This is a genomic window from Sphingomonas sp. UBA978, from assembly GCF_002292295.1.
GTDB lineage: Bacteria > Pseudomonadota > Alphaproteobacteria > Sphingomonadales > Sphingomonadaceae > Sphingomonas.
This window is the reverse complement of sequence record NZ_DBBS01000003.1, coordinates 1-25,982: the sequence shown is the minus strand read 5'-3', so window position 1 is coordinate 25,982 and position 25,982 is coordinate 1. Positions and strand designations below refer to the sequence as shown.

The window sequence follows — 25,982 nt, the reverse complement described above, 5'->3', positions numbered from 1 at the left end:
AAAGAGACAGGAAAAAGGGGGAACGGCGCGCATCCTTAGCGATCAGCGCCGGGAAACAAAAGGTGGCGTAACGACCCCGCCGGATCAGCCCCTCGGCGGATAGATCTGGTCGGGTCCCGGAAAGCTCCGCGCCCGGACCTCGGCGGCATAGGTCTCGGCTGCGGCGGAAATGCGGCCGGCCATGTCCTCGTAGCGCTTCACGAAGCGGGCGGTGCGTTCGAAGAGGCCGAGCATGTCTTCCGCTACCAGCACCTGCCCGTCGCAGCGGGCCGAGGCGCCGATGCCGATGGTCGGACAGGCGACGGTATCGGTGATACGGATCGCGATATCCTCCATCACGCCCTCGATCACGATTGCGAAGGCACCGGCATCGGCGATTGCGGTCGCATCCGCGACGATCTTCGCCGCCTCCGCCTCGGTGCGTCCGCGCGCGCCATAGCCGCCGAGCACGTTCACCGCCTGCGGCGTCAGGCCGACATGGCCCATCACCGGGATGCCGCGTTCGCTCAAGAAACGGACGGTCGGCGCCATCGCCTCGCCCCCCTCCAGCTTCACCGCCGCCGCGCCGGTCTGCTTGAGCAGCAGCGCCGCGCTCTCGAACGCCTGTTGCGGCGAGGCCTCGTAGCTGCCGAACGGCATGTCGATGACCACCACCGCATGATAGCTGCCGCGCACCACCGCCGCGCCATGCGCCGCCATCATCTCCAGCGTCACCGGCACCGTCGACGGCAAACCGTAGATCACCTGCCCCAGGCTGTCGCCGACGAGCAGCATGTCGCAATGCGGATCGAGCAGCTGCGCCGTCCGCACCGTATAGGCGGTGAGCATCACCAGCGGCTCAGCCCCCTTGCGCCGGCGGATCGCAGGCACGGTCAGCCGCTTCAGCGGCGCGGGCGTGGGATTGGCGCGGCTGGTCGCGGTGTCGATCGTATAGGTCGTTGACATCGGACAGCCTTAATCCGGCGCGCTCAGCCGATCCAGCCCCGCCGCCGCGCCCGCGCCGACAGCCAGATGCCGTAGATCGCGACCACGAGGATGAAGACGGGAAACGGCAACACCTGCGCCGCGCCGCGCACCGCGATCAGGTCGGTCGCAGCAAACAGCCAGCCGAACTGCGCGACCACGGCGAACGCCGAGACGACGAACAGCGGCTGCGCGCGCTTAGACCCGAACAGCAGGGCGAGCGCCGCCAGCAGGCCGGTGCCGGTCGCCAGGGCATAGACCGCATTGTACCAGATCGGGAACGTCGCGTAGAGGCGCCGGTAATAATCGTCCGCCGGCCCCATCGCCTCCGCACCCAGCCGGATCTGCTGCGCGCAGGCGAACACGCCGACCCCGCCCCAGATGACGAGGATCGCCGCGACGATCCGAAACCAGCCGGGCGACGGCCTGCGAAAGTCGGTCATGGTCATCCTCCTGCCAGCCCGATCGACGGGTCCGTCCGCTTCACTTCTTCTTCGGCAGCACCGCCAGCGTCCAGTCCTTCGCCGGCACCAGATATTTCGCCGCCGTCGCCTGCAGCACTGCGGGCGTCACATCGCCGAAATCGCGACCCAGGCGCCGCGTCGCGTCGAGGCGACGGTCGTCATAGGCGCCACCCGACAGCTCGCGCAGCCAGAACAGGCTGCTGGTCGAGGCGCGGGCATAGACCTGCTGCAACGGCCCCTTCACCCGCGCGAGCTCGTCGTCGCTGACCGGATTTTTCGCGAGGTCCGCCGCGATCTCACGCGAGAGGCGGAAGAAGAGATCGACGTTGGCGGGCGCGACCTGGCTGACCGCCATCAGGCGGCCGCCGCCGGGCAGGCCCTTGGGCCAGCTGCTCGCGACGCCGGGGCTGTAGCTGGCCCCCGCCGCCTGTCGCATCCGTTCGAACAGGCGGTCGCTGAACACCTGCGCCAGCACGTCGAGGCGGCGCGCCTCGGCGATGTCGGTCAGGCCGGCGCCGGTCGGCCAGGCGATGACGGCACTCGCCTGATTGTCCGGGCCGTTGTGATAGCGCAGCACCGGCGTCGCAGTGTGCGCGGGGAAGCGGACCGGCGGCGGCGCCGCGGTCGGCGCGGCGCGTGCCGAAATCGCGCCGAGACTCTTCGCCACCGCGGCGATCGCCTCGTCCGCCTTGACGTCGCCGAACACGTCGACCTCGATCGGTCCGCTGGCGAGCAGCGGCGCCCAGAAGGCCTGGAAGCTCTTGGGCGTCAGCGCGTCGACCGCCTTGGCATCGGGCGTCGCCCAGCGCGGGTCGCCGGCATGGAGCAGTCCCTCGAGATCGCGCGACAGCACGCCGTCCGCCGAGGAATCATAGCCCGGGATCGCGGTCAGCGCCGCCGACTTGGCGCGCGCGACCGGCGCCGCATCCCAGCGCGGATGCGCGAGCTTCGCGGCGATCAGCGTCAGCTCGTCGGCATAATCCTTGGGATTGCTCAGCGCCGCGATCGAGAAGGTGTCCTCGTCGATGCCGAAATCGAGGCCGAGCTGGCGTCCCGCGGTCAGCTGGTCGAGGTCGTCCTGCCCCAGATTGCCGATCCCGCTTTCCATCAGCGCCAGATCGCCCGCCCAGGCCGGGCTCGGCCGGTTCGCCGGCAACGCGTTATAGCCGTTGCCGAAGCGCACCCGCACGAACACGCGGTTGGTATCGTCGGGATTGGCGAACAGCAGCATGCGCACGCCGTTGGAGAACACCACCTTTTCCGCCGGCAGGCCGTCGATCGGCGTCCGCGTCGCCACCGTGCCGGGGGTGCCGAGCGCAGGCAGCTTGCTGAAATCGACTGCGGCCTGATTGGCGCGCTTGATGGTCAGCGCCGACACGTCCGCCTTCAGCGCCGCGGCGAGCTTCTCCGCCGTCCCCTTTTCGACGGTGCGGGTGTTGACCAGCGCGCGGGTAGCGACACCATCGAACAGTTTCTTGGACGAGGCGAAGACCGCCGCGGGATTGAACATCCCCTTCTGCTTCGCCTCGGTCAGGATCGCATAGGAATTTTCCGGCGCGGTCACCGTCTCGCGGATGTCGAGTGCGCCGGCCATGTCGTCGGCCTGCTTGGCGCTCGCCTCGACCCGCGCGGTCTCCACGCCGTTGCGGATCGCGACCTCGTAATCGGCATATTCGCGGTCGATCTCCGCCTGCGTCGGGGCCGAATTCTGTGCGTCGGCGATCACCGCGCGCACGTCTTTCAGCGCCTGTTCCCACTGGTCGCCGACCGGCAGGATCAGCACCGTCGTCATGTTGGCCGAGCGCGACCGATCGTCGAGGTCGACGCCGGCCTGGACGAAGCTCGCCCCGGCACGCGCGCGGCGTTCGAGGCGGCGGCTGATGACCTTCGCCGCGATCGTGTCGACCATCCGCTTCTGGTTGAAGATCCTGGTATCGTCATTGTACTGCCACGGCCGCAGCACGCCCATCATGACAAGCGGCGGCAGGCCGGGTTCGACCAGCGTGGCGGACGTCGGCTGACCGGGATCGGGCTTGCCGAAATCGGGCGCGGGGCTGGCCGTGCCATTGCCCTTCCAGTCAGCGAAATGGCGGGTAACGAGCTGGCCGAGCAGCGCCGCATCCATGTCGCCCGAGATGATGACGACCGCATTCTCCGGGCGATACCAGCGATCGTGGAACGCCTTCACGCTGGCGCCGTTCGCCGCCTCCAGCGTCTCGACCGTGCCGATCGGCGAGCGCTTGGCGAGCGGCTGGCCGGCGAAGAACAGGCCGTTCATCGCATCCTGCAGCTTGACCTGCGGCCCCGGCTGCTCGCGGCGTTCGGCGAGCACGATCGGGCGTTCGCTCGACACCGCGGCGTCGGTCAGCGCCGGCGCGGCCATCATGCCCGACAGGATCTTGAGGCTTTCGTCGACCGTCTGGTCGGTCGCGGAGGGCAGGTCGAGCTTGTAGAGCGTCTGCGTCGGCGTCGTCGAGGCGTTGCTGTCCGATCCGAAGGTCGCGCCGAACCGCTGCCACACCCGCTTCGCCTCGCCGTCCGGCACGTATTTCGAGCCGCGGAACGACAGATGCTCGATGAAATGCGCATAGCCGCGCTCGCTGTCCTTCTCGTTCAGCGACCCCGCGTCGATGCGGACGCGAATCGACACCTGCCCCGGCGGGACACCGTTCTTGCGGACGGCATAGCGCAGCCCGTTGGGCAGGGTGCCGAACACCCAGGCCGGATCGTGCGGCAGGTCGCTGCCCTTGTAGAGCCAGGCGGTCGGATCGACCTTCATGGCGGGGGCGGCGACCGGCGCAGGCGCCTTGGTCTGTGCGGTGACCGTCGATGCGAGAGCGAGGACGAGAACGGGCGCGAACGCGCGGGGGAAGAACGCCATAGCGTTCACGTGTAGCGGCTGCCGCCCGTCGCCGCCAGCGATGACCGTATCGCCCTCGTTTCGGTCATCATTTCGCCCCAGCCCGGTCCTAGCCGCAGTGCAGGAAGGCGGTCGGCCGGACGAAACCGGTGTGATTCGATGATGGTGCGGACGATGACGGTGGCCAGACAGCAGACGCAGCCGGCAATGTGGCGGCAATCGGGCGAGGCGCCGACGGCGCCCGGGCTGGCGCTCGTTCACGGCGCATCCGAACCCGATGCGGCGATGCAGGCGGAACCGGGCCGGCCGCTCATCATCCGCGTCGGCAAGCATCTGCGCGGTGTGTTCGACCGGCTGATCGCGACATCGTCGCTGGTGTCGACCGATCCGGTGCTCGACGTGCGCGACTTCGCCTGGACCGCCATGCTCCGCGATCACTGGCAGGCGATCCGCGACGAGGCGATCGCGGTCAGCCAGACCGGCGCGGCGCCCAGCCTCGCCACGATCTCACCCGATCACCGCGCGATCGCGCGGATCGGCAAGTGGCGGTCGTTCTTCCTGTGGGGCTATGGCTATCCGATCGACGAGAATCTGGCGCGCTGCCCGCGGACGCAGGCACTGGTCGAGCGCATCCCGGGGCTCAACAGCGCCTTCTTCTCGATCCTCGCGCCCGGCACGCACATCCCAGCGCATCGCGGCGTGACCAAGGGGCTCATCACCTGCCACCTCGGCCTGATCGTGCCGCGCGACGGCGACGTCCGCATGCGCGTCGCCGACCGCGTCGTCCGCTGGGCGGAGGGCGAGACGCTGGTGTTCGACGATACCTACGACCATGAGGTGTGGAACGACACCGCCGGCACCCGCGTCGTCCTCCTCGTCCAGTTCGAACGGCCGTTGCGCAATCCGGGCAAATGGTTCGCCGACCTGTTCCTCGGCTTCGTCCGCCGCTCGGCCTTCGTGCAGGAGGCGCGGCAGAACATCGCCAGCTGGAATGCCGCTGTGAAGGCGCTCGAGGCGTAAACTATCGTTCCCCTTCCGGTCAGGGAGGGACGTGAGACGAGCAAAGACACGGGCGGGGAAACAATCCCTTTCCCTCGTCGCGCTTGATACCCCGCCCCGCACGGTCCACATGGCAGCCATGTTGATCGAAACCGAAACCACCCCCAATCCGGCGACGCTCAAGTTCCTGCCGGGCCGTATCGTCATGGATGCCGGCACGCGCGACTTCGCGACGCCCGAGGAAGCGGAGGCGAGCCCGCTCGCCGAGATGCTGTTCGCGCTCGGCGACGTCACCGGCGTGTTCTTCGGCCGCGACTTCGTCTCGGTCACCGCCGCGCCGGGCGTCGAATGGCACGGGCTGAAGCCCGACGTGCTCGCCTTGCTGCTCGACCATTTCGCCGCCAACATGCCGCTGTTCCGGCAGGGCAGCGCCGGCTTCAGCGTGCCGGGCGCCGACGAACCGATCGCGACCGACGATCCCGCCGATGCCGAGATCGTCGCGCAGATTCGCGAGCTGATCGAGACGCGCATCCGCCCGGCGGTGGCGAACGACGGCGGCGACATCGTCTATCGCGGCTTCGACAAGGGCAAGGTGTTCCTCGCGATGCAGGGCGCCTGCGCCGGCTGCCCGTCGTCCAGTGCGACGTTGAAGAACGGGATCGAGCAGCTGTTGAAGTATTACGTGCCCGAGGTGACGGAAGTGAGGGCAGTCTGATGGGGCAGGTCCTGTCCGACGCCGCGCTCGACGCGATCTTCCGTCAGGCGCGCAGCTACAACGGCTATACCGACCGGCCGGTCGGTGAGGATCAGCTCCACGCGATCTGGGAGCTGATGAAATGGGGGCCGACCTCCGCCAACCAGCTGCCCGCGCGCCTCGTCTGGTGCGTCAGCGACGCGGCGAAGGCGAAGCTCGCGGCCTGCACCTCGGCGCAGAACCAGCCGAAGATCCTGAAGGCCCCGGTCAGCGTCGTCATCGCGATGGACCTCGAATTCCACGAGAACCTGCCCGAGCTGTTCCCGCACACCGATGCCCGGTCGTGGTTCAGCGGCGACGCCGCCAAGCGCGAGGTGTCGGCGTTCCGCAATTCGACGTTGCAGGGCGCCTATTTCATCATCGCCGCGCGCGCGCTGGGGCTCGATACCGGGCCGATGTCGGGGTTCGACAATGACGCGGTGGACAAGGCGTTCTTCGCCGATCAGCCGAACCTGCGCACCAATTTCATCTCGACCCTGGGCTATGGCGACCCGGCGACGATCTTCGACCGCCTGCCCCGCCCGGCATTCGAACGGTTCAATTCGATCGCCTGAATCGGCCCCCCGCCCGCTTGTGTCGGCCACGCGCCTGTCGCAAAGCGGGCGGAACGCCTCGCCATGACCGATACCCCCTCCCCCCGCACGCTCGTCGTCGACACCGCGACCGCCGCCTGTTCGGTCGCGCTGATCGAGCGGGGCGCGATCATCGCCGCCGCGCATCGCGAGGTCGGCCGCGGCCATGCCGAACAATTGCTGCCGATGATCGCCGACCTGCCCGGCGGTGGCCGCGCCGCGCATATCCTGGTCGACGTCGGCCCGGGCAGCTTCACCGGCCTGCGCGTCGGCATCGCCGCCGCGCGCGGCCTCGCGCTCGGCTGGGACGCCGACGTGCAGGGCTATTCGAGCCTGTCGCTGATCGCCGCCGCCGCCTTCGCCGCCGGACAGACGGGCGAGATTGCGGTGATGTTGGAAGGCGGTCATGGTGAGGTGTTCATGCAAGCCTTCGCTCCCGGCCCCTTGCCCCTCGATGCGCTCGCCTCGCGCAAGCCCGATGCCGCGATCGCGGCGCTCGCCGGCCGCCATCCGGTCGGCAACGGCGTCCGCTGGCTGCAACAGATCGCGCCCGATCTCGACGGCACGCCCGCCCTGCCCAGTGCCGCCGACGCGCTGCTGCTGCCGGTCGCGCTCGCGACACTGGCGCCACGCCCGCTCTACGGCCGTGCGCCGGATGCCAAGCTGCCCGGCGGGAAATCGCCCCCGGCCGGGGTCGCAGCCTGATGGCGACCCGCCAGACCCTGCTGCGGACCGGCGACGCGCGCGACGTCGCGCTGGTCGACACGCTGATGGCCGCCGCATTCGACCCGCGCTACGGTGAGGCATGGACGCGCAACCAGTGTCTGGGCGTGCTCGCCATGCCCGGCGTCCGCCTGACGCTGGCGTTCGTCGACGACCGGCCCGCCGGGTTCGCGATGGTACGCAGCGTCGCCGACGAGGCGGAACTGCTCCTGCTTGCGGTCGATCCCGCCTGCCGGCGCCGCGGCATCGCCACCGCGCTGCTGCGCGCCGTCATCGCCGAGGCGCAGGCGGGCGGCATCGCCGACCTCCACCTCGAGGTGCGTGCCGGCAACGAGGCGGTGAAGCTGTACGCGGCGCAGGGTTTCGCCAAGGTCGGCGAGCGACGCGGCTATTATCGCGGCAAGACCGGGCAGGTGTTCGACGCGCATACCTACCGTCGCGCCGTTTAGCGGTTGTTGCGAGTCGGTTTCGCTTTTCGCAACAAGGCAGCTGCACTACATTGCGCGCATGCCTCGCAAGATCGACCTCGAAGCCCTCTGCAACCAGAAGGGCCTCCGCATCACCGAACAGCGCCGCGTCATCGCGCGCGTCCTGTCCGAAGCCGAAGACCATCCGGACGTCGAGAAGGTCTATGAGCGCGCCTCGGCGATCGATCCGGGCATCTCGATCGCGACCGTCTATCGCACCGTGCGGCTGTTCGAGGAGGCGGGCATCCTCGACCGCCACGATTTCGGCGACGGGCGCGCGCGCTACGAACCCTCACCCGAGGCGCATCACGATCACCTGATCGACGTCGAGACGGGCCGCGTCATCGAGTTCGTCGACCCCGAACTCGAGCAATTGCAAAAAGCGATCGCGGAGAAGCTCGGCTTCCGCCTCGTCGACCATCGCATGGAATTGTACGGGGTCAGCCTCGACCGCAAGGCGTGATCCCGTCCGCGGCGCGGCCGGCGTGATCGCCAACCTGCGCCTCGGGCTGCGGCTGGCAGCGCTGGTCGTGGCGCTGGTCTCCGCGCTCGTCATCCATGGCCTGTGGCGGCTGCTGCGACTGCCCTCGCCATGGCCGCGGCTGTTCCTCGGCCTCGTCGCGCGTATCGTCGGGGCGCGGGTACGGGTGATCGGCACGCCGCTGCGCCGCGACGTCGTCTTCCTCGCCAACCATCTCAGCTGGATCGACATCCTCGCCATCGCCGGCGCGACCGGCAGCGCCTTCGTCGCCAAGGGCGAATTGCGTGGCGTGCCGCTGGTCGGCTGGCTCTGCACGCTCAACCGGACCCTGTTCGTCAGCCGCGAGGACCGTTTGCAGGTGACGACGCAGATCGCGCGCCTGCGCGATGCGATCGGCGAGGGATGGAGCGTCATGATCTTTCCCGAGGGCACGACCGGCGACGGCCGCAGCCTGCTGCCGTTCAAGGCGGCGTTGCTCGCCGCGCTCGATCCGCCACCACCCGGCGTCCGGGTCCAGCCGGTCCGCGTCGACTATGGCGCGGCGACCGACGAACTCGCCTGGGTCGGCGACGAACCCGGGCAGAGCCATGCGTTGCGGGTGCTGCGCCGCAAGGGCACGTTCGCGGTGACGCTGCACCTGCTCGACCCGTTCGATCCCGCCGCGGTCGGCAATCGCAAGGCGATCGCAGCGCAGGCCCGGGCCGCGATCGAGGCCGCGGCCTGAACCGCGCGGCTCAGTGTACGCCGGCGCCGAACGTATAGGACAGCGCCAGCCCGCCCGACAGCTGGTTGCGCGATCCGAAGGCGCGGACCACCGGCGAGCGGCCTGGATCGCTCACCAGCCGGTCGTATTTGGCATAGCCCGACACGCCCCAATGGCTGGTCAGCTGGCGCAGCGCGCCCGCGGTCGCACCGACCGCCTGCAGCCCGCCATCCGCCTTGAAAGCGGGCAGGCCCGCGCGCACCGCATCGGCGGGCGCGACACCGAAATAGGCACGATTGTAGCACCCGCCCGACAGCGTCAGCCGCGGCCCGATCGAGAACAGCCAGCGGTCGGCATCGCGCGCGACATAGTCCGCGCCGACCATGCCGATCAGCCCCTTGTGCCCTCCGACGCCCTGCCGCGCCTCCACCCGCACGCGCAGCGCGTCGGTCAGCGCATATTGCGCGAAGCCGCCCAGTTCGACGGTGAAGCCGACCGACGGCAGCACGCCGCCGACGTCGCGGCTGCGGCGACGCCCCTCGAAGCCGATCGTCGGCCCGAACTGGAACTGGTTGTCCCGGACGACCGGGAAGCCCGCGCTCTCGTCGGGTGCCTCGAACGCGAACGGCGTGTCGCCGCGGGTGCGCGAGACATCGACGAACGGGCGCAGGCTGACCGAATCCGATCCGGGATAGCTCGGCACCAGTTGCGGCCCCAGGCCGATGCGGGTGCGACGCGGCGCCTCGGGTGCGGCCTCCTGCGCCTGGGCGGGAACCACGCCAGTGCCGGTCGCGACCAGCAGGGCAAGGACGGTCGGGCGAATGCTCTTCATGGCACGGACGGTACAGCTTTCCCGCGATTTGGCGAGTCGCAACCGCGCGCGGTCAGCGCGTCTGGCGGGCGATCGGCTTGGGCAGCGGCCCGGTCACCGGGTCGAGGGTGTCGATCCGCCGGTTGACGCAGCCGAGCACATCGACGGTCGTATCGTTGCCCTCGCGCACGCAGGCCCGCACCATCGCGCAGCCGATCCGGTCCAGCCGCGGATCGCCGCTCGAGATGTCGGCATGGCACCAGCGGAACGCCCTGCCCCGGCTGGCATAATGCAGCCGGACGCGACGCAGCTTGCGCGCGACCACGACGATATCCTCGGCCTGCGGCGGTGCGCTATGCGTGGCGGAGGAGCGCGGCGGCGGCGCGGCGGTTTCGCCGTCCGCCTCCGCGGGATGATCGGGCGCGCCCGGCAGCGGACCGGCCTCGTACTCGGGCTCCTCCGCCGCCGCGGACCGCACCAGCTGCGCCGCCGGGCCGGTCTGCGCGGAAGCAGGAGCCGGCGTGGCGACCTGCCGTACCGCCGGCGCCTCGCATGGGCCGATTAGCCGCGCCGACACCCGCCAGCGCATTTTGGGGGCATCGGCGCCCGGCAAGCCGATCTGTTCCTGATAGTCGGCGGTCAGGTTGCTTTCCGCGATCCTCGCCCGCATCCGCGTCTCGGCGATCACGCCGACAATATAGCCGGCGTCGCGGGTTTCGATCGGCGGCAGCGGGCAGCGTCGACTGCCGTTCACCCGGTTGCGCGTGATCGTCAGCCCCATCGGCGAACACAGCACGCCCTCGTCGAACACCGCACGGGCGCCGATCAGCTGTTCGAGGATCGCGGGCGTATCGCCGTCGCGGATGCACAGACTCCAGTCCTGCGGCCCCCGCCCCCGAGGCCCGACGACCCCCGGCACCGCGTCGCGGCTCGCGGCACCGGCGTGGAAGGTCCACAGACCGGCGAGCATCCGCGGCGTCCCGGCGTTGACGATGATGTCCTGCCCGATCGTCGGTGCCGCCGACATCACCAGCATCGCCGCGACAGCAGCCGCTCCCCCGGTGACGATCGCCCGTATCATCCGCCCGCCTCTCACGCTCTCCGTCGGGGCAACATTCCATGGAACGCCGGGCCGGGCCAGCCCCGGGCTGGCGACACCGCGCCGCATCCTGTATGCGCGCCGCCATGACCGCCCCGGAAAAGCCCAAGACCTTCCACGTCAAATCCTTCGGCTGCCAGATGAACGTCTACGATGGCGAGCGCATGGCCGAACTGATGGCCGCGGACGGGATGACGGCGACCGCCGATCCCGATGCGGCGGACCTCGTCGTGCTCAACACCTGCCACATCCGCGATCGCGCGACCGAAAAAGTCTATTCGGACATCGGCCGGCTGCGCAAGAACGCGCGCCTCAACGCGCGGAGCGCGCCGATGATCGCGGTCGCCGGCTGCGTCGCGCAGGCGGAGGGCGAGGAGATCGTCCGCCGTGCCAAGGTCGACGTCGTCGTCGGGCCGCAGGCGTATCACAACCTCCCCGCGCTGGTCGCCAGCGCCACCGCCGGCACGCCGAGCCTCGACACCGACATGCCTTTGCTGTCGAAGTTTGGCGCGCTGCCTGCACGCCGCCGCGTCGGTCCGTCTGCCTTCCTGACGGTTCAGGAAGGGTGCGATAAGTTCTGCACCTATTGCGTCGTGCCCTATACGCGCGGAGCGGAGGTCAGCCGTCCGTTCGCGGCGATCGTCGACGAGGCGAAGGCGCTGGTCGACGCCGGCGCGCGCGAGATCACGCTGCTCGGCCAGAACGTCAACGCGTGGGACGACGATGGCAAGGGGCTGCACGACCTGATCCGGGTGCTCGATCGCATTCCGGGGCTCTCGCGCATCCGCTACACCACCAGCCATCCCAACGACATGGCGCAGGGGCTGATCGATGCGCACGGCGACGTCGAGAGCCTGATGCCCTTCCTCCACCTGCCGGTGCAGGCGGGCAGCGACCGCGTGCTGCGGGCGATGAACCGCAGCCACGACCGCGACAGCTATCTGCGGTTGCTCGACCGCGTCCGCGCGGTGCGGCCGGATATCGCGCTGTCGGGCGACTTCATCGTCGGCTTCCCCGGCGAAACCGAGGCGGAGTTCGCCGAGACGCTCGGCCTCGTCGACGCGGTCGGCTATGCGCAGGCCTATTCGTTCAAATACAGCCCCCGCCCCGGCACGCCCGCCGCCGACATGGCCGGCGCAGTGCCGGCCGCCGTGATGGACGAACGGCTCCAGCGCCTGCAGGCCGCGCTCGGCCGCGACCAGCAGGCGTTCAACCAAGCGAGTGTCGGGCGGACCTGCGACGTGCTGATCGAGCGGCGCGGCAAGCTGCCCGGACAGATGCTGGGCAAGTCGCCGTGGCTGCAATCGGTGCATCTGATGACCGATGCCGCGATTGGCGACATGGTATCGGTCGACCTGCTGTCGGCGGGCCCGGTATCGATGGCGGGCGCCGGACGGGTGCCCGTCGCGGCCTGATCGCGCCATTTGCGGGAGGTATGATTCACGCGGAGACGCGGAGACGCGGAGAAGAGCGCGCGCACGGCGGTCTTGAGCACTCCTGTCGGTCGTCGAGACGAAGGCGCTTCGCGCCGGAGCCGACGCCTTCGCGTCCTTGCGTTTCCGCGTCATCTCCCGTCGCCTGCCCCCTCCCCGCCTTTGCATGAAAGTCCGGTTTTCCAGCTTCCCTTTCGCCGGTCCGCATCCCACATTCGCTGCATGCCATCACGGCATGAAAGGACCGCATGAGTCGCAAGCCCGTCCCCGCCCGCTCCGGTGAACGCAGCCGGGCAGAGGTGTTGTTCGACAAGCCGCAATTGCTCGCCACGCTCTTCGGCCAGTATGACCAGAATCTGGTGGCGCTCGAAAACCGGCTGGGCGTGTATATCACCGCACGCGGCAATCGCGTCGGGCTGGAAGGGACTGCCGAGAACGTCGCTCTCGCCCGCGACGTGTTGCAGGACCTCTATCACCGGATGCAGCGCGGGGAGGAGGTCGACACCGGGCTGGTCGACGCCGCGATCGCGATGGCGTCCGAACCGACGCTGGCCGGCATCGTCAGCGCGGAGCGCGGCGGCATCCCGTCGGTGATGATCCGCACCCGCAAGAAGACGATCGTGCCGCGGACGCCGGCACAGGCGCATTACATGCGCGAGCTCGCCACCAACGACATGATCTTCGCGCTGGGGCCGGCGGGGACGGGCAAGACCTATATCGCGGTCGCGCAGGCGGTGTCGCAGCTCATCACCGGCAGCGTCCAGCGGCTGATCCTGTCGCGCCCGGCGGTCGAGGCCGGCGAGAAGCTGGGCTTCCTGCCCGGCGACATGAAGGACAAGGTCGATCCCTATCTGCGTCCGCTCTACGACGCGCTGCACGATTGCCTGCCCGCCGAACAGGTCGAACGTCGCATCACGTCGGGCGAGATCGAGATCGCCCCGATCGCCTTCATGCGCGGCCGTACGCTGGCGGATGCCTTCGTGATCCTCGACGAGGCGCAGAATACGACGCCGGCGCAGATGAAGATGTTCCTCACCCGCTTCGGCCAGAACAGCCGAATGGTGATCTGCGGCGATCCCAACCAGACCGATCTGCCCGGCGGTGTCGGCGCATCGGGCCTCGCCGATGCGACGGTGCGGCTGGAGGGCGTCGAGGGCATCTCGATGACCCGCTTTACTGCCGCCGACGTCGTGCGCCACCCGATTGTCGGGCGTATCGTCGAGGCGTATGAAGGGCCGAACGGTTGACATGAACGCACCACCCACGCCCTTGAGCCGTGCCGAGCAACAGGCCTTGTCCGCCCCGTTCCTCATCGAGGACACGGACCTTGTCCTCGCGATCGCACGGCTCGCGGATGCACGGGGAACTCCGATGCAGACGATCGTCGAACTGGCGATCGCCGATTACGCCAGGCGCCATGCGCGATCAGCGCCGGCGCCGGAATGGCTGGAACGGTTCTGGCGCGAACATCCCCTGCCGTTGCCGTCCGGTCTGGAGGCAGACAAGAGGTTCTACGATTCGCTCAACGACGAACTGTGACGATCTTCATCGACGCATCGGCGATGGTCGCGATGATCGCCAAGGAACCGGAGGCGACCCATTTCGCGGACCGCATCAGCTGGGAGGAGCATAAACTCACCTCGCCCATAGCGGTTTGGGAGAGTGTTCGAGCCGTGGCACGCGTTCGCGGTATCGCGTTGGATGAGGCACGCACATTGGTCGCAGACTTCCTGCACGACGCGGCGATCCGGTTGGTCGCGATCGATGCCGGGGATGGCGATATCGCGCTGGATGCGCATCAGCGTTACGGCAAGGGGGTGCACGAGGCCGCCCTGAACATGGGCGACTGCTTCGCTTATGCCTCGACGAAGCGGCACGAAGCCGTGATCCTGTTCAAGGGTCGCGACTTCATTCACACCGACCTTGAGGACGTTACGCTCGCATGATCCACATCGAACTCACCCGCGAAGAGCCGTGGCCGGCGGATACCGACTGGGACGCACTCGCGGTACGCGCGGCGCGCGCGGCGATCGAGCGGACTCCGCACGGCGAATTGCTCACCACCGCCGCAACCGTGGAGATCAGCGTCCGCCTGACCTCCGACGACGAGGTGCATGCGCTCAACGCGCAATACCGGCAGAAGGACAAGCCGACCAACGTCCTCTCCTTCCCGATGGTGCAGGCCGACCTGCTCGACACGGTCAGCCAGAACAGCGACGACGGCGAGCTGCTGCTCGGCGACATCGTGATGGCGCACGGCGTCTGCACGCGCGAGGCGATGGAAAAGGGCGTCAGCGTCGCCGAACATGCCACGCACCTGCTGGTGCATGGCACGCTGCATCTGCTAGGCTACGACCACATGGGGGACGAGGAAGCCGAAGGCATGGAGGAGATCGAGCGTCAGGCGCTCGCCAGCCTCGGCATCGCGGACCCCTATTCTGTACGAGAGGACTGACACGGCCGCCATGGCAGACGACCGAAGTAGCGCCGGCAACGGCGACTCCAGCGAATCCAATATCTGGCGCGGGCTGAAGCATCTGATCTTCGGCGGCGCGCCGGAAGAATCCCTCCGCGACCAGCTGGAGGAAGCGATCGACCGGCATGAGGACGATCCCGCGCCCGATGCCAAGGGCGACCTGACCCCGCTCGAACGGCAGATGGTGCGCAACCTGCTGCACTTCGGCGAGCGCGACGCGGGCGACGTCGGCGTACCGCGCGCCGACATCATCGCGATCGAGGAAGGCACCACCTTCGCTCATCTCGTCCAGATCTTCGCGGAGGCCGGCCACAGCCGCCTGCCCGTCTATCGCGGTGCGCTCGATACGATCATCGGCATGGTCCACATCAAGGACGTGTTCAACATTCTGGCGACGGGGGCGGAGCATCCCGCCGATTTGTCGGGGCTGATCCGCGATCCGCTGTACGTGCCGATGAGCCGCGGCGCGCTCGACCTGCTCGCCGACATGCGCGCAAGCCACGTCCACCTCGCGGTGGTGCTCGACGAATATTCCGGCACCGAAGGCCTCGTCACGATCGAGGACCTGATCGAGGAGATCGTCGGCGAGATCGAGGACGAGCATGACGAGGCGCCCGAGGCGCTGCTCGTACCGATCGACGGCGGCGCATGGGAGGCGGACGCCCGCGCCGAGCTGGAGGATGCCGCCGAACTGATCGATCCGCAGCTGGGCGAGACGGAGCATGACGTCGACACGCTCGGCGGCCTCGCCGCGGTGCTCGCGGGGCATGTGCCGGCGCGCGGCGAATGCGTCGACCATCCCAGCGGCTGGAAGCTCGAGGTGCTCGATTCGGACGAGCGGCGCATCCATCGTTTGCGCCTGCATCCGCCGGTCGCGCGCGAGGTCGAGGACGCCTGAGGTCAGCGTCGGTTCATCGACGTGCCGCATGATCCTCGCAAAAAGGGAGATGCCCGATGCCGACGTTCCGCCCCGCCCTTACCCCGTCGCCCGCGTCGCCCTTTCGCCGCTCTCCCGCCGGGAATGGGATGGCAGGATCGGTCGCGTTGCTGCTGATCGCCCTTCCCGCCCCTGTCCTGGCGCAGGCGTGGACCACGATCAGCAGCGCGCCCGCCGGACCGTCCGTCGAACGTCAGGTCGGCAGGATCCGGGACGACGTGCGAGACGGTCGCAAGGCCGGCCAGCTCTCCAGACGCGAGGCCAGGGACCTGCGCAGGAAGGCCGACGGCATCGGCCTCCGCGCGGGCATGTATGCGCAAAACGGCCTGAGCGATTCCGAGCGTTCGTTTCTGGAGAGCAACGCGGCGGCCCTGCGCAGCGAGGTGGTCGGCAAACGATCGCAAGAACGGCGCTGATCGTCGTATCCGATCACCACGTTCGCGATTTCGCGTTTCCTCGATCACTGCGGCTGGAGTAGTTTTCCTGCAACACCGCGCCGGTAACGCCGGCCCTGCGGCAATGCGAGGAGAGCGACATGGACGCGATTACCCAAGGCAGCCCGATCAACGACCCCGGCAAGCAGCCCGCGGCAAAGCGCCGGCTGCTCGGTCGTACCGCCAAGGACTGGTGGCCCGAATCCTTATCGATCGACATCCTTCACCAGAAGGGCGTCAGCGGCAATCCGATGGGCGACGACTTCGACTATCGTTCGGAGTTCCTCAGCCTCGACTACGATCAGCTGAAGGCCGACATCACCGCGCTGATGACAGACAGCCAGCCGTGGTGGCCGGCCGATTACGGACATTACGGCCCCTTCTTCATCCGCATGGCGTGGCATAGCGCCGGCACCTATCGCACCGGTGACGGTCGCGGCGGCTCTTCGGCGGGCCAGCAGCGCTTCGCGCCGCTCAACAGCTGGCCGGACAACGGCAACCTCGACAAGGCGCGGCGCCTGCTGTGGCCGATCAAGCAGAAATACGGCCGCAAGCTGAGCTGGGCGGACCTGTTCATCCTTACCGGCAATGTCGCGATCGAATCGATGGGCGGCCCGACGTTCGGCTTCTCCGGCGGCCGCGAGGACGTGTTCGAGCCCGAGAAGGACGTCTATTGGGGCACCGAGGAGGAATGGCTCGGCCAGACCCGCATCGACGAGGAGGCCGGGCTCGCGCTCGAAAGCCCGCTCGCCGCGATCCAGCACGGCCTCATCTACGTGAACCCCGAGGGTCCGGGCGGCTGCCCGCATCCGCAGGGGTCGGCGCGCGACATGAAGGAAACCTTCGCGCGGATGGGCATGAACGACGAGGAAACCGTCGCGCTGACCGCCGGCGGCCATACGTTCGGCAAGGCGCATGGCGCGGGCGACGCCAAGCTGGTCGGCGTCGAGCCGGAGGGCGCGGACATCGCCAGCCAGGGCCTCGGCTGGACCTCCACGCACGAGAGCGGCATGGGCGATCACACGATCACCAGCGGCATCGAGGGTGCGTGGACGCCGACGCCGACGACATGGGACATGAGCTATTTCGACATGCTCTTCGACCATGAATATGAGCTGGTGAAGAGTCCCGCGGGTGCGCATCAATGGCAGCCGGTGGGCAGCCCGGACGACACGCTCGCGCCGGCCGCCCACACCGCGGGCAAGCGCGTCCCGACGATGATGACGACCGCCGACATGGCGCTGAAGGTCGACCCGGCGTACAATGCGATCTGCCAGAAATTCCGCGCCGATCCCGCCTATTTTGCCGATGCCTGGGCGCGTGCCTGGTACAAGCTGACGCATCGCGACATGGGTCCGAAGATCCGCCTGATCGGCCCGGAAGTGCCGCAGGAAGAGCTGATCTGGCAGGACCCGATCCCGGTCGCCGACTATCCGCAGATCGAGGCGGGCGACATCGCCGATCTGAAGACGGCGATCGCCGATTCCGGCCTGTCGATCGAGGAGCTGGTCACCACCGCCTGGGCCTCGGCCTCGACGTGGCGCGGGTCGGACCATCGCGGCGGCGCCAATGGCGCGCGCATCCGCTTCGCCCCGCAGAAGGACTGGGAGGTCAACCAGCCCGAACAGCTTGCCCGCGTGCTGGCGGTCTATGAGGGGATCAAGGCCGATTTCGACGGCAACAGTGCACGGAAGGTCTCGATCGCCGACCTGATCGTGCTCGGCGGCTCGGTCGGCATCGAGGCGGCGGCGAAGGCGGCAGGCCATGCGGTGGAGGTGCCATTCACCCCCGGCCGCACCGATGCCAGCGAGGCGCAGACCGAGACCGAAAGCTTCGACGTGCTCGAACCGCGCGCCGACGGCTTCCGCAACTACCTGCAGGTCAAGTTCAACGTGCCGACCGAGGAATTGCTGGTCGATCGCTCGCAGCTGCTCGGGCTCAGCGCGCCGGACATGGCCGTGCTGGTCGGCGGCCTGCGCGTCCTCGGGGTGAACCATGCCAAGGCGAAGCAGCACGGCGTCTTCACGAACCGTCCGGGCCAGCTGACCAACGACTTCTTCGTCAACCTGCTCGACATGGGCACTGCGTGGAAGCAGGTCAGCGACGAAAGCGACGAGGAGTTCGTCGGCACCGATCGTCACACGCACGAACAGCGCTGGACGGCGTCGCGCACCGATCTGGTGTTCGGCTCCAACTCGCAGCTGCGGGCGATCGCCGAGGTCTATGCCTGCTCCGATGCGCAGGAGATGTTCGTCCGGCACTTCGTCAAGGCATGGGTGAAGGTGATGAACGCCGATCGTTACGACCTGCTGGTCGGCAGCCCGGCGTAACGTAAACGGCGGGGGCGGGGTGGCGCGGAAGAGCCATCTCGCCTCCCCCCTTCCGCTTCCTCCTCGCGCCTCCTATCGTAGGTCCATGCTGAAGCACGTCCTGCGCCTCGCCGCGCTCCTCGCCGTTATCGCCGTGGCGGTCGTCGTCTATCTCGCCTGGCCCGACACGGCGCAGGTGCCGTTCGACAGGATCACCGGCAAGCGCCCGCAGATCGGCGAACCGCGCATCCAAACGCTGCCGACCGTCAAGGTCGCGGACGTGATCGGCTGGCAGGGCGACCAGACCCCCGTCCCCGCCGCCGGGCTGACGGTGAAAGCCTTCGCCAAAAATCTCGATCACCCCCGCTGGCTTTATCGCCTGCCCAACGGCGACGTGCTGGTCGCCGAAACCAATTCGCCCCCACGCGAGGGCGGCGGCATCCAAGGCTGGGTGATGGGCAAATTGATGGCCAAGGCCGGCGCCGGCGTTCCCTCCGCCAACCGCATCACCTTGCTGCGCGATACGAACGGCGACGGCGTCGCCGACCAGCGCCACGTCTTCATGACCGGGCTGAACTCGCCGACCGGCATGGCGCTGCTCGATGGCCAGCTCTACGTCGCCAACACCGATTCGCTCGTCCGCGTGCCCTATGTGGAAGGCGCGACGTCGATCGCCGCCAAGCCCGAACTCGTCGTCAAGCTCAACGGCGGCGGCAACCATTGGGCGCGCACGCTGATCGCGGCGCCCGATGGCCGCACCCTGTTCGTCGGCGTCGGATCGGCATCGAACATCGCCGAAAACGGGCTGGAGGCGGAGAAATTCCGCGCCAACATCCTGCAGGTCTATCCGCAGGAAAAGACGTTCCGCATCTACGCCTCCGGCCTGCGCAATCCGCAGGGCATGGCGATCAGCCCGTTCAACCAGCAACTGTGGACCGTCGTCAACGAACGCGACATGCTCGGATCGGACCTCGCGCCCGACTATCTGACGCAGGTCGAGCTCGGCGACCAGTTCGGCTGGCCGTGGTTCTACTGGGGCGGCTATCCCGACACCCGCGTCGAGCCCGCGCGCCCCGAGTTGCAGCAATATTCGAAGCGTCCCGATTATGCGCTCGGACCGCATGTCGCCGCGCTCGGCCTCACCTTCGCCGGCGACGTCAAGCTCGGCAACCGGTTCGCGCGGGGCGCCTTCATCGGCGAACACGGCTCGTGGAACCGCAAGCCGGTGTCGGGCTACAAGGTGGTGTTCGTGCCGTTCGCCGCGCGTGGCTTCCCTGCTGACGGTGCCAAGCCCGTCGACGTGCTGACGGGCTTCCTCGACAAGGACGGCAAGGCGCATGGGCGGCCGGTCGGCGTCACCGCGGATCGCACCGGGGCATTGCTGGTCGCCGACGATGTCGGCAACACGATCTGGCGCGTCGCAGCAAATTAAAAGCCCCTCCGTTTCAGCGGAAGGGTTGGGGCGGACGCCATCACCTCCCGGCTGGTGGCGCCCTTACGCCCTCAGACCGTCCGCAGGCGCAGCGGCGTCCGCTCGACCGTGCCCGACAGCACCTTGCGCCCGAACACGCGGTTCATCGCCGCGGCGGCGTCGCCGTTCATGAACACGACGCGCGTGCCACCCGATGCCAGCGTCTCGATCGCGCTGATTGGCGCCTTGTGCTTGAGGCACAGCGCCTCGACATCGGTCTTGCTGGCGTTGACGTTGATCGCGCGCGACATGCGGGTCTCCCTTTCGAAGCGGGAGCGCATATCATCTCTCAGTCGGGACCATGCTCGAATAGGGCGGCCCGATGGTCCCCAAATGGCCCCTTGTGCGATGCTCCGCAACCCTTGCCGGTCACGACGCACAGCGAAACCCTTGCCGAAACCGGTCCGATGCCCCATATAGACCCTGCTAGAGTCGCACATCGACGGTCTACGGTGCTTTGCGGCTCCCTCTTCCTTCCTTCCCTGCTTCGAGCGCAATTTCGCGCATCGGTAATCGTACCGCCGCGCGGCAGAGTAGAAAGGATACTGCCATGAGCAGCATCACCGGCACCGTAAAGTTCTTCAACGCCGACAAGGGCTATGGCTTCGTCGCACCCGACACGGGCGGCGCCGATGCGTTCGTCCACATCACGGCGGTGGAGCGCGCCGGCATGGCGACGTTGAACCAGAACCAGCGCATCAGCTATGATCTGGAGCAGGACCGTCGCGGCAAGACCTCGGCCGTCAACCTTCAGCCGGTCGACTGATCGGACGGGCGGGTCGCAGCACCCGCCCGCTCCTTCGCGATCGCGTCCTTACGGACATGAAGAAGCCCGCGGGAAACCGCGGGCTTTTTTGTGTCGTCATGACAAGACGGACGCGACTCCACTTCGCCCTGCCGCTCAGGCTCGCGCAAACGCAAGGCCAGACATGGCTTCGGGCGCCCGTCACCCGTGTGACAGCCGCCCGGGCGGATCAGTGCTTTGTCGTAAAACCCCGCTTATACAGCGGGTTCGGAACCGAATGGTGGAGCCGAGGGGGATCGGTCCATACCCGCCTAAGTACCTGTAAAACAACGATATTTTATTCGGCGTCGGGACGTTCGTATTAGCCCTTTGTACTAGCCAAGGCAAGGGCGCGCTTTGACACGGTGAACGCCCCCTCGCCATAGCTCAGCCAAGCTGGGGCCTCTGATCCGTAGGCGTCGTTATCGACTTCTCTCGTTTGTCGAGCAAAGACCGCATCCGCACGTTGAAGTTACGCGATGCAATTTTTGAGGCGGCAACCTGCGCTGCAAGGAATGTTAAAATCTCTCGCACTTCTACAGCAAGCTCCAAGCACCTCTCATCACTATCTGCGTGCAAACCTTCACTTAATACTCCGTGCAGCAGAGAGAGTGGATTCATGTTGTCAGGGCGTAGAATTGCAGGCAGCATATCTTTTACAAGATCGATCTTCTCCGCTGTCACTCTTGTTGCCTTCACCGCCTCTAAGGCCTCGTTATATCTAGCGCTTTCCTCCGGAGACATAAGCTCACCTATATCTACGATCAGAGCATCGATAATCTCTTCTACGATACGGCGATAGTAGGCAAATGCAGCGACTCCATAACTCTGGCTTTCACATATCAGTCCCTTGTTCAGGTAGTCTTTATGAGCACCCAACATCCCATTAATGTTCTCGTCGCCAACAAGCGTCCACGGTGGAAATTGACCAGCCTTACACATCGACTTGCTGTCATCAAATAACCTTATAAAAAAGTCTATTTGGAAGGACTGGCAGTATGTACAGAGATATGTCGCCTTAACGGTTTGCCCTTTGGACGGATAGTTGCTGTAGCCAAACCCATCGAAAAACTCGTTTGTCATCACGAAGGTGCGTATTTGCGCGCACTTTGCACAATACATGCTAATCGGCGGCTTCGACAATTTGTCGACTGTGCTCGGCACATCAACCTTCATCTTCCTGTAGAGCGGGTAGGTTTCTAAAAAGGAAGAGTCAGGCACGAGCATTCCTTTAATGAAGAGGCAGCGCTTGATGATGCCTACGGCCTGAAAATGCTATAGATATGCGAGAGGGTAATCAAACTGTCCTGAGCGGTGTTTGCCCCCGTGGCCCCTCCCTGCCCAGCCTCGCACGATTATGACACGCCTAGCGCGACTTGCATTATTGCGCACGGTTCGTTCTCCCGGCGTAGCGTGTCACAGTAGCGATTACCCTGCCCAGCCCATCGATCCCGGTAGCGATGGCCCTGCCTCTCAAGTTGTAGCTTGTGAGTCATGCCAGATGGATCACTAGCAATTGCCTCACAAGGTACTTGACAGGTTTGTGATACTGCCTCACATATCGAGCATACCTTGTGAGGATCGCACCATGAGCCGCGTTGCCTACTTCCGCGTATCGACAGAAGCCCAGAGCATTGAAGCCCAGCGCAAGGCATTGGGTGATAGCTTCGACCGTGAGTTTACCGACGAAGGCGTAAGCGGGGCGATCCTCGCTGCTGATCGTCCCGGCTTTGCCAAGCTGCTGGACTACATACGGGAGGGGGATACCCTCTACGTCTATGCGCTTGATCGATTGGGCCGCGATGCCTTGGACGTACAGGCCACGGTACGGAAGCTGCTAGACCGGGGCGTTACGCTGGACGTTAAGGGGCTGGGACCGATTGGCCGTGGCGTCGGGGAGTTGATCGTCGCTGTCCTCGCCCAGATGGCTGACATGGAACGCCAGCGGATCAAGGAACGGTGCGACAGTGGCCGGGTAGCTGCCCGCGCTTCGATAGAGGCAACCGGGCTGACGCATCGGGGCAAGGCCAGCTTGGGCCGTCCGTTCGCGGCAGATGCCAAGGCGGTTGCCGATTGGCGTAGGGAGAATGGCGCTTCGATCAGTCAGACGATGGCGCATTTCGGTATCTCGAAGGCGACGGTATCCCGGTATTGCGCCGGGTGACTGCGGTACACGACGGGCTGGGATCGGACAGGCGACGGGGATGGCACCGTATTCGCCCAGAGACGGCCACAGGAGTCGATATGGGAGGCTCGGGCATCGACCTAGCCGGGATGCCGTGGCGGCTCTGTACGGGGCTGTGAGGCGGTCGGCCCGGATGCGGCAAACGGCTCCCGGCATTTCGGGACCGTTAGGCATAGGAAGCCTCGCCGTATCTATATGTCGAGGTATCCATAAGGAATTATTCCGGCACGAACCTGAGGCTAAGCCTCGATAATCGCCGATCCTAAATCAGTACCGTCTCGATACAGAACCATTCATTACCGCCAGCGTCCGTTTAGCCGGAGCAGGTCTGACAGTACCTAACTGTAGATATCCGAAGCCAGCAATGGTTAGCGTAAGCGAAGGGGTGTGCCGTCTTTAGGGACAGTGCATGGATATCGGCCGATGCTCTACAAGCGACGTATTATCTCAACTCAAGATCATGCAAGCTGTATAGCTCCCACTGACTGTGACCTAGGCATTCGGCCTGACGTTATGTAGTCGAATTATCCTCATACCCGATTACGGGTAGCATCCATATTGGAAGCTCTGGGGGGTAGGGGGGCCGATGATACAGCTTAATATATCTCAATCTAAGATCATACTATATCAGTATAGATCATTGGTACTCTACGGCTCGATACCGTGGATGCCATACACAATCCCTGCATCCTTCAGATAGCCTCAGATAGTTATTACCTTTTCCTGTTAGGTAATCGCTATGCATACCCTGAGGCTTTCTGAGGAATGTAGGACCATTGAGCTTCAATAGCTCTGGTTCATGGCAAGCTGTTACGGCGATGGCTTGCCGCTCCTCTCCCTATAGCATCCGTATTTATCATTCCCGGTAGTAAATCCAAGTCCGTCGAGTTGCGCCCGTGATGAATACTGCTGCTACGGCCTGACAGCTATAGCATTGCCCTTGTTGGTAGCTGGCAGGCCACCCTTTTCATATCCGCCATATACCCGATCCCGTTTGCTTGTCCGTAAGCGGGTCATCTCTCTAAAACATTTGACAATGTTTCTCCATCAATTTGAAGGATCAATCATGTCCGATAACACCGTTGACCTTACTCGCCTAAACGATCCCCGCATTGCTGCCCATGTCGAACAGGTAGATGGCCGTATCCGTAGCGGCTTCCGCCTAGCTCTCGATGTGCTGAATATCCCGCTGCCTGATTATGCAGTCCGTAAGCCCGCTGGCCGTCCGTCTATCGCCAAGCTGATGGCTGCTGCCGATGCAGATACCGGGACTATCCACAATTACCGGGATGAGAAGCGGGGCATCAACGCCTTTGCTCCCCGCCGCTAATCAATTATCCTAAACAGGAAGCCGCTATGACCACCAATAAAGACACCCTTGCTGCTATTGCCATCGAGATTGAAACGCTCAGTGCTGAATTGCTCAAGGTAAACAATTATATCGATATCCTTGGCAAGCCTGCTATGGATAAGGCCAATGAGCTTGATCGGGCATTGAAGGATGCCAAGGATCGCTTTGCGACGGCCCTCGCTGACGAACAGGTAGAGGCCCGCAGTCAACGGCTTGCCCGCTTCTCTGATATCCGCGTTGAGGTGAAGGCCGGTGACAATCTGAATGTTACCGGCTTTCTCATCAAGTATGTGCGGGATACATGGGATATCACGGCTAATGCCAGCATCCCCAAAGAGCATGAATGCAACGGCTTCTCTGCCCTTGACGATGATGCTTTCGACTATCTCGTTACGGTGAAGCCTCAGTCCATCCCTGCCTGCATTATGGCACTGGCACCGGGTAAGCCACGGGAGGCGTTTACTCTGTATTTGCAGGGTAAGCAGCGCGGGTACTTCACCAATGCAGTCAACTAAGGGGTACTGATATGCTAGTCACTACTCTCCCTTATGCCGGCATAGTTGTCGGCGGAAATAAACTGCGCCGCTTGGCAGCTAAGAGCATTACGTCTATTGAGAATGCTGTTGCCGGTAAGAGCAATGCCGCTGCTAGTGACGCTGCCAAGCTCGCCGCATTCTTTCAAGCCTGCGCTGATGCAGCTAATGTACTCAGCAAGCCTAAGCAGTAATGCCCGATCTGCATGACTGGGGAACGGGAGAGGCACCCAAGCCATCCCGTCCAGACTATGTACCCAAGGTTCGCCTGATCCCTACAACGCTGGGTGATCTGATGAACCGGGCAGGCCCGTATGCCGATGCCGTCAAAGCTCATGTTGAATATATCGCTGTCTCTACATGGCTGATGAAGACTTGGCCTAATCCCGCTCTTGCCGCCGCATTTATACCTGATGAAGCTGCCAGCCTGTCCGTGCTGCTGACAAGGCAGGCGCTAGGGCATGAGGCTGGCTGGCCTAAGCTGACCAGTAATGCCCCGCCGCCACTCTACGACTTGCCAGAAGATGCCCAAGGCATAGCCCGCCGCATGGCCGGGGACATTCATGCACTCTGGGAAGCTGCTGGCCGTCCGTACCTTGGGGCCAATGATTGCAAGTTTGCCTTCCAATACCTCGCCGCCGCGATCCGTAAGGGGATCATCCCGCCTATCCCGACTTTAGGCGAAGTCGATCCGGTCCCCGCCGCCAAACCGGCAAAGCCCCACATTCTCGATACCTTCAAGGAAACCACATGACCGCACTAACTCCCCGTCAGGCCATCAAGGTAAAGGCGGCTCTATCCCTTATCGCTGTACACGGCCATAATCCCCGTACTGTACAGCAAGCTGCCAATGCAGAATTGGCTAAAGGCTATCCCGCCAACATTGCCTACAAGAATGCTATTGATGGCTTCATTGCCCGTGTCCCTGCTATGGGGAATACGCTGCATCTTGCCGTTGATCTGATCCACAATAGCGATGATGCTACGGTAGCTCTTTATGACAAGGCGCTTACCGAGTACAATAACACTGGCGATGACAGTTGCCTTGATGGCCTTGCTCCTATGATCCTTGAGGATGCCAAGGCGCTGGCAATCAGCAAGGGTGAAGTAACCGAGGCTGATGCAGCCAATTGGACTATTGAGGATGCGCTAGGGTCCAAACCCAATCATCTG

The 25,982-nt window shown here is 65.5% G+C and carries 29 protein-coding genes; 22 read left to right on the top strand and 7 right to left on the bottom strand.

Going from position 1 to position 25,982, the window contains the following annotated elements; all coding sequences use genetic code 11:
- Positions 1-84: 84 nt before the first annotated feature.
- The 3 genes from panB to B2515_RS00745 are packed head-to-tail and all read right to left on the bottom strand — an operon-like array spanning position 85 to position 4,308.
- Entirely contained in the window at positions 85-945 is an 861-nt protein-coding gene (gene panB, locus B2515_RS00755; protein ID WP_293872675.1) for a 3-methyl-2-oxobutanoate hydroxymethyltransferase, read from the bottom strand.
- 23 nt (positions 946-968) lie between these two features.
- On the bottom strand, positions 969-1,406 hold the full coding sequence (locus tag B2515_RS00750; protein WP_293872674.1) for a hypothetical protein: 438 nt from the start codon (positions 1,404-1,406) through the stop codon (positions 969-971).
- Between the two features lie 40 nt (positions 1,407-1,446).
- Positions 1,447-4,308 carry a M16 family metallopeptidase gene (locus B2515_RS00745; RefSeq protein WP_293872673.1) on the bottom strand — a complete coding sequence of 954 codons (2,862 nt, stop codon included), beginning with the start codon at positions 4,306-4,308 and terminating at the stop codon, positions 1,447-1,449.
- Between the two features lie 264 nt (positions 4,309-4,572).
- Between B2515_RS00745 and B2515_RS00740 the strand changes: the two genes are divergently transcribed.
- The 7 genes from B2515_RS00740 to B2515_RS00710 all read left to right on the top strand — a co-directional run bounded on the left by B2515_RS00740 (position 4,573) and on the right by B2515_RS00710 (position 9,007).
- Positions 4,573-5,307 (top strand): aspartyl/asparaginyl beta-hydroxylase domain-containing protein, encoded by a 735-nt coding sequence (locus B2515_RS00740; RefSeq protein ID WP_414711350.1) that lies wholly within the window; start codon positions 4,573-4,575, stop codon positions 5,305-5,307.
- A gap of 118 nt (positions 5,308-5,425) precedes the next feature.
- The gene (locus B2515_RS00735; RefSeq protein WP_293872671.1) at positions 5,426-6,001 is read left to right on the top strand and encodes a NifU family protein; all 576 of its coding nucleotides are present in this window, start codon (positions 5,426-5,428) and stop codon (positions 5,999-6,001) included.
- The gene (locus B2515_RS00730; protein ID WP_293872670.1) at positions 6,001-6,594 is read left to right on the top strand and encodes a malonic semialdehyde reductase; all 594 of its coding nucleotides are present in this window, start codon (positions 6,001-6,003) and stop codon (positions 6,592-6,594) included. The genes B2515_RS00735 and B2515_RS00730 overlap by 1 nt, the downstream gene beginning before the upstream one ends.
- A gap of 63 nt (positions 6,595-6,657) precedes the next feature.
- Positions 6,658-7,317 (top strand): tRNA (adenosine(37)-N6)-threonylcarbamoyltransferase complex dimerization subunit type 1 TsaB, encoded by a 660-nt coding sequence (gene tsaB / locus B2515_RS00725; protein ID WP_293872669.1) that lies wholly within the window; start codon positions 6,658-6,660, stop codon positions 7,315-7,317.
- Positions 7,317-7,784 (top strand): GNAT family N-acetyltransferase, encoded by a 468-nt coding sequence (locus B2515_RS00720; RefSeq protein ID WP_293872668.1) that lies wholly within the window; start codon positions 7,317-7,319, stop codon positions 7,782-7,784. Before tsaB ends, B2515_RS00720 begins: the two co-directional genes overlap by 1 nt.
- 58 nt (positions 7,785-7,842) lie before the next feature.
- Complete coding sequence (locus B2515_RS00715) at positions 7,843-8,265, top strand: Fur family transcriptional regulator (protein ID WP_293872667.1); 423 nt, start codon at positions 7,843-7,845, stop codon at positions 8,263-8,265.
- 22 nt (positions 8,266-8,287) lie between these two features.
- Positions 8,288-9,007: a lysophospholipid acyltransferase family protein gene (locus B2515_RS00710; protein ID WP_293872666.1), complete on the top strand. Its 720-nt coding sequence runs from the start codon at positions 8,288-8,290 to the stop codon at positions 9,005-9,007.
- Positions 9,008-9,017: 10 nt separating this feature from the next.
- Here B2515_RS00710 and B2515_RS00705 read toward each other — a convergent pair whose 3' ends face one another.
- Positions 9,018-9,818 carry a MipA/OmpV family protein gene (locus tag B2515_RS00705; RefSeq protein ID WP_293872665.1) on the bottom strand — a complete coding sequence of 267 codons (801 nt, stop codon included), beginning with the start codon at positions 9,816-9,818 and terminating at the stop codon, positions 9,018-9,020.
- A gap of 52 nt (positions 9,819-9,870) precedes the next feature.
- Positions 9,871-10,878 carry a hypothetical protein gene (locus B2515_RS00700; RefSeq protein WP_293872664.1) on the bottom strand — a complete coding sequence of 336 codons (1,008 nt, stop codon included), beginning with the start codon at positions 10,876-10,878 and terminating at the stop codon, positions 9,871-9,873.
- Positions 10,879-10,982: 104 nt separating this feature from the next.
- Between B2515_RS00700 and miaB the strand changes: the two genes are divergently transcribed.
- The 9 genes from miaB (at position 10,983) to B2515_RS00655 (ending at position 19,917) form a co-directional block, all read left to right on the top strand.
- Positions 10,983-12,311, top strand: a complete 1,329-nt coding sequence (miaB, locus tag B2515_RS00695) for a tRNA (N6-isopentenyl adenosine(37)-C2)-methylthiotransferase MiaB (RefSeq protein ID WP_414711348.1) — start codon at positions 10,983-10,985, stop codon at positions 12,309-12,311.
- 266 nt (positions 12,312-12,577) lie between these two features.
- Positions 12,578-13,576, top strand: a complete 999-nt coding sequence (locus B2515_RS00690) for a PhoH family protein (protein WP_293872662.1) — start codon at positions 12,578-12,580, stop codon at positions 13,574-13,576.
- A 1-nt stretch (position 13,577) separates the two neighbouring features.
- Positions 13,578-13,868 (top strand): hypothetical protein, encoded by a 291-nt coding sequence (locus B2515_RS00685; protein WP_293872661.1) that lies wholly within the window; start codon positions 13,578-13,580, stop codon positions 13,866-13,868.
- A complete protein-coding gene (locus B2515_RS00680) occupies positions 13,865-14,275 on the top strand; it encodes a type II toxin-antitoxin system VapC family toxin (protein ID WP_293872660.1) in 411 nt (136 codons plus the stop codon). The genes B2515_RS00685 and B2515_RS00680 overlap by 4 nt, the downstream gene beginning before the upstream one ends.
- Positions 14,272-14,784 carry an rRNA maturation RNase YbeY gene (ybeY, locus tag B2515_RS00675; protein ID WP_293872659.1) on the top strand — a complete coding sequence of 171 codons (513 nt, stop codon included), beginning with the start codon at positions 14,272-14,274 and terminating at the stop codon, positions 14,782-14,784. Before B2515_RS00680 ends, ybeY begins: the two co-directional genes overlap by 4 nt.
- A gap of 10 nt (positions 14,785-14,794) precedes the next feature.
- Positions 14,795-15,703: a hemolysin family protein gene (locus B2515_RS00670; RefSeq protein ID WP_293872658.1), complete on the top strand. Its 909-nt coding sequence runs from the start codon at positions 14,795-14,797 to the stop codon at positions 15,701-15,703.
- Between the two features lie 146 nt (positions 15,704-15,849).
- Entirely contained in the window at positions 15,850-16,158 is a 309-nt protein-coding gene (locus tag B2515_RS00665) for a hypothetical protein (protein WP_293872657.1), read from the top strand.
- A 119-nt stretch (positions 16,159-16,277) separates the two neighbouring features.
- Positions 16,278-18,506: a catalase/peroxidase HPI gene (katG, locus tag B2515_RS00660; RefSeq protein WP_293872656.1), complete on the top strand. Its 2,229-nt coding sequence runs from the start codon at positions 16,278-16,280 to the stop codon at positions 18,504-18,506.
- A gap of 85 nt (positions 18,507-18,591) precedes the next feature.
- Positions 18,592-19,917 (top strand): PQQ-dependent sugar dehydrogenase, encoded by a 1,326-nt coding sequence (locus B2515_RS00655; protein ID WP_293872655.1) that lies wholly within the window; start codon positions 18,592-18,594, stop codon positions 19,915-19,917.
- A 71-nt stretch (positions 19,918-19,988) separates the two neighbouring features.
- Here the strand turns inward: B2515_RS00655 and B2515_RS00650 are convergent, their stop codons facing one another.
- Positions 19,989-20,207 carry a hypothetical protein gene (locus tag B2515_RS00650; protein WP_293872654.1) on the bottom strand — a complete coding sequence of 73 codons (219 nt, stop codon included), beginning with the start codon at positions 20,205-20,207 and terminating at the stop codon, positions 19,989-19,991.
- Positions 20,208-20,506: 299 nt separating this feature from the next.
- On the opposite strand from B2515_RS00650, the gene B2515_RS00645 reads away from it, so the two are divergent.
- Positions 20,507-20,722, top strand: a complete 216-nt coding sequence (locus B2515_RS00645) for a cold-shock protein (protein ID WP_037534615.1) — start codon at positions 20,507-20,509, stop codon at positions 20,720-20,722.
- Positions 20,723-21,127: 405 nt separating this feature from the next.
- Here B2515_RS00645 and B2515_RS00640 read toward each other — a convergent pair whose 3' ends face one another.
- The gene (locus B2515_RS00640; RefSeq protein ID WP_293872653.1) at positions 21,128-21,961 is read right to left on the bottom strand and encodes a hypothetical protein; all 834 of its coding nucleotides are present in this window, start codon (positions 21,959-21,961) and stop codon (positions 21,128-21,130) included.
- Positions 21,962-22,328: 367 nt separating this feature from the next.
- On the opposite strand from B2515_RS00640, the gene B2515_RS00635 reads away from it, so the two are divergent.
- The 5 genes from B2515_RS00635 to B2515_RS00615 all read left to right on the top strand — a co-directional run.
- Positions 22,329-22,904, top strand: a complete 576-nt coding sequence (locus B2515_RS00635) for a recombinase family protein (protein WP_293872652.1) — start codon at positions 22,329-22,331, stop codon at positions 22,902-22,904.
- Positions 22,905-23,991: 1,087 nt separating this feature from the next.
- On the top strand, positions 23,992-24,255 hold the full coding sequence (locus tag B2515_RS00630; RefSeq protein WP_293872651.1) for a hypothetical protein: 264 nt from the start codon (positions 23,992-23,994) through the stop codon (positions 24,253-24,255).
- Between the two features lie 26 nt (positions 24,256-24,281).
- Complete coding sequence (locus tag B2515_RS00625) at positions 24,282-24,791, top strand: hypothetical protein (protein WP_293872650.1); 510 nt, start codon at positions 24,282-24,284, stop codon at positions 24,789-24,791.
- 211 nt (positions 24,792-25,002) lie between these two features.
- Complete coding sequence (locus B2515_RS00620; RefSeq protein WP_293872649.1) at positions 25,003-25,563, top strand: hypothetical protein; 561 nt, start codon at positions 25,003-25,005, stop codon at positions 25,561-25,563.
- Positions 25,560-25,982, top strand: a 423-nt coding sequence (locus B2515_RS00615; RefSeq protein ID WP_293872648.1) for a hypothetical protein, incomplete at its 3' end; no start/stop codon positions are given. The genes B2515_RS00620 and B2515_RS00615, both read left to right, overlap by 4 nt.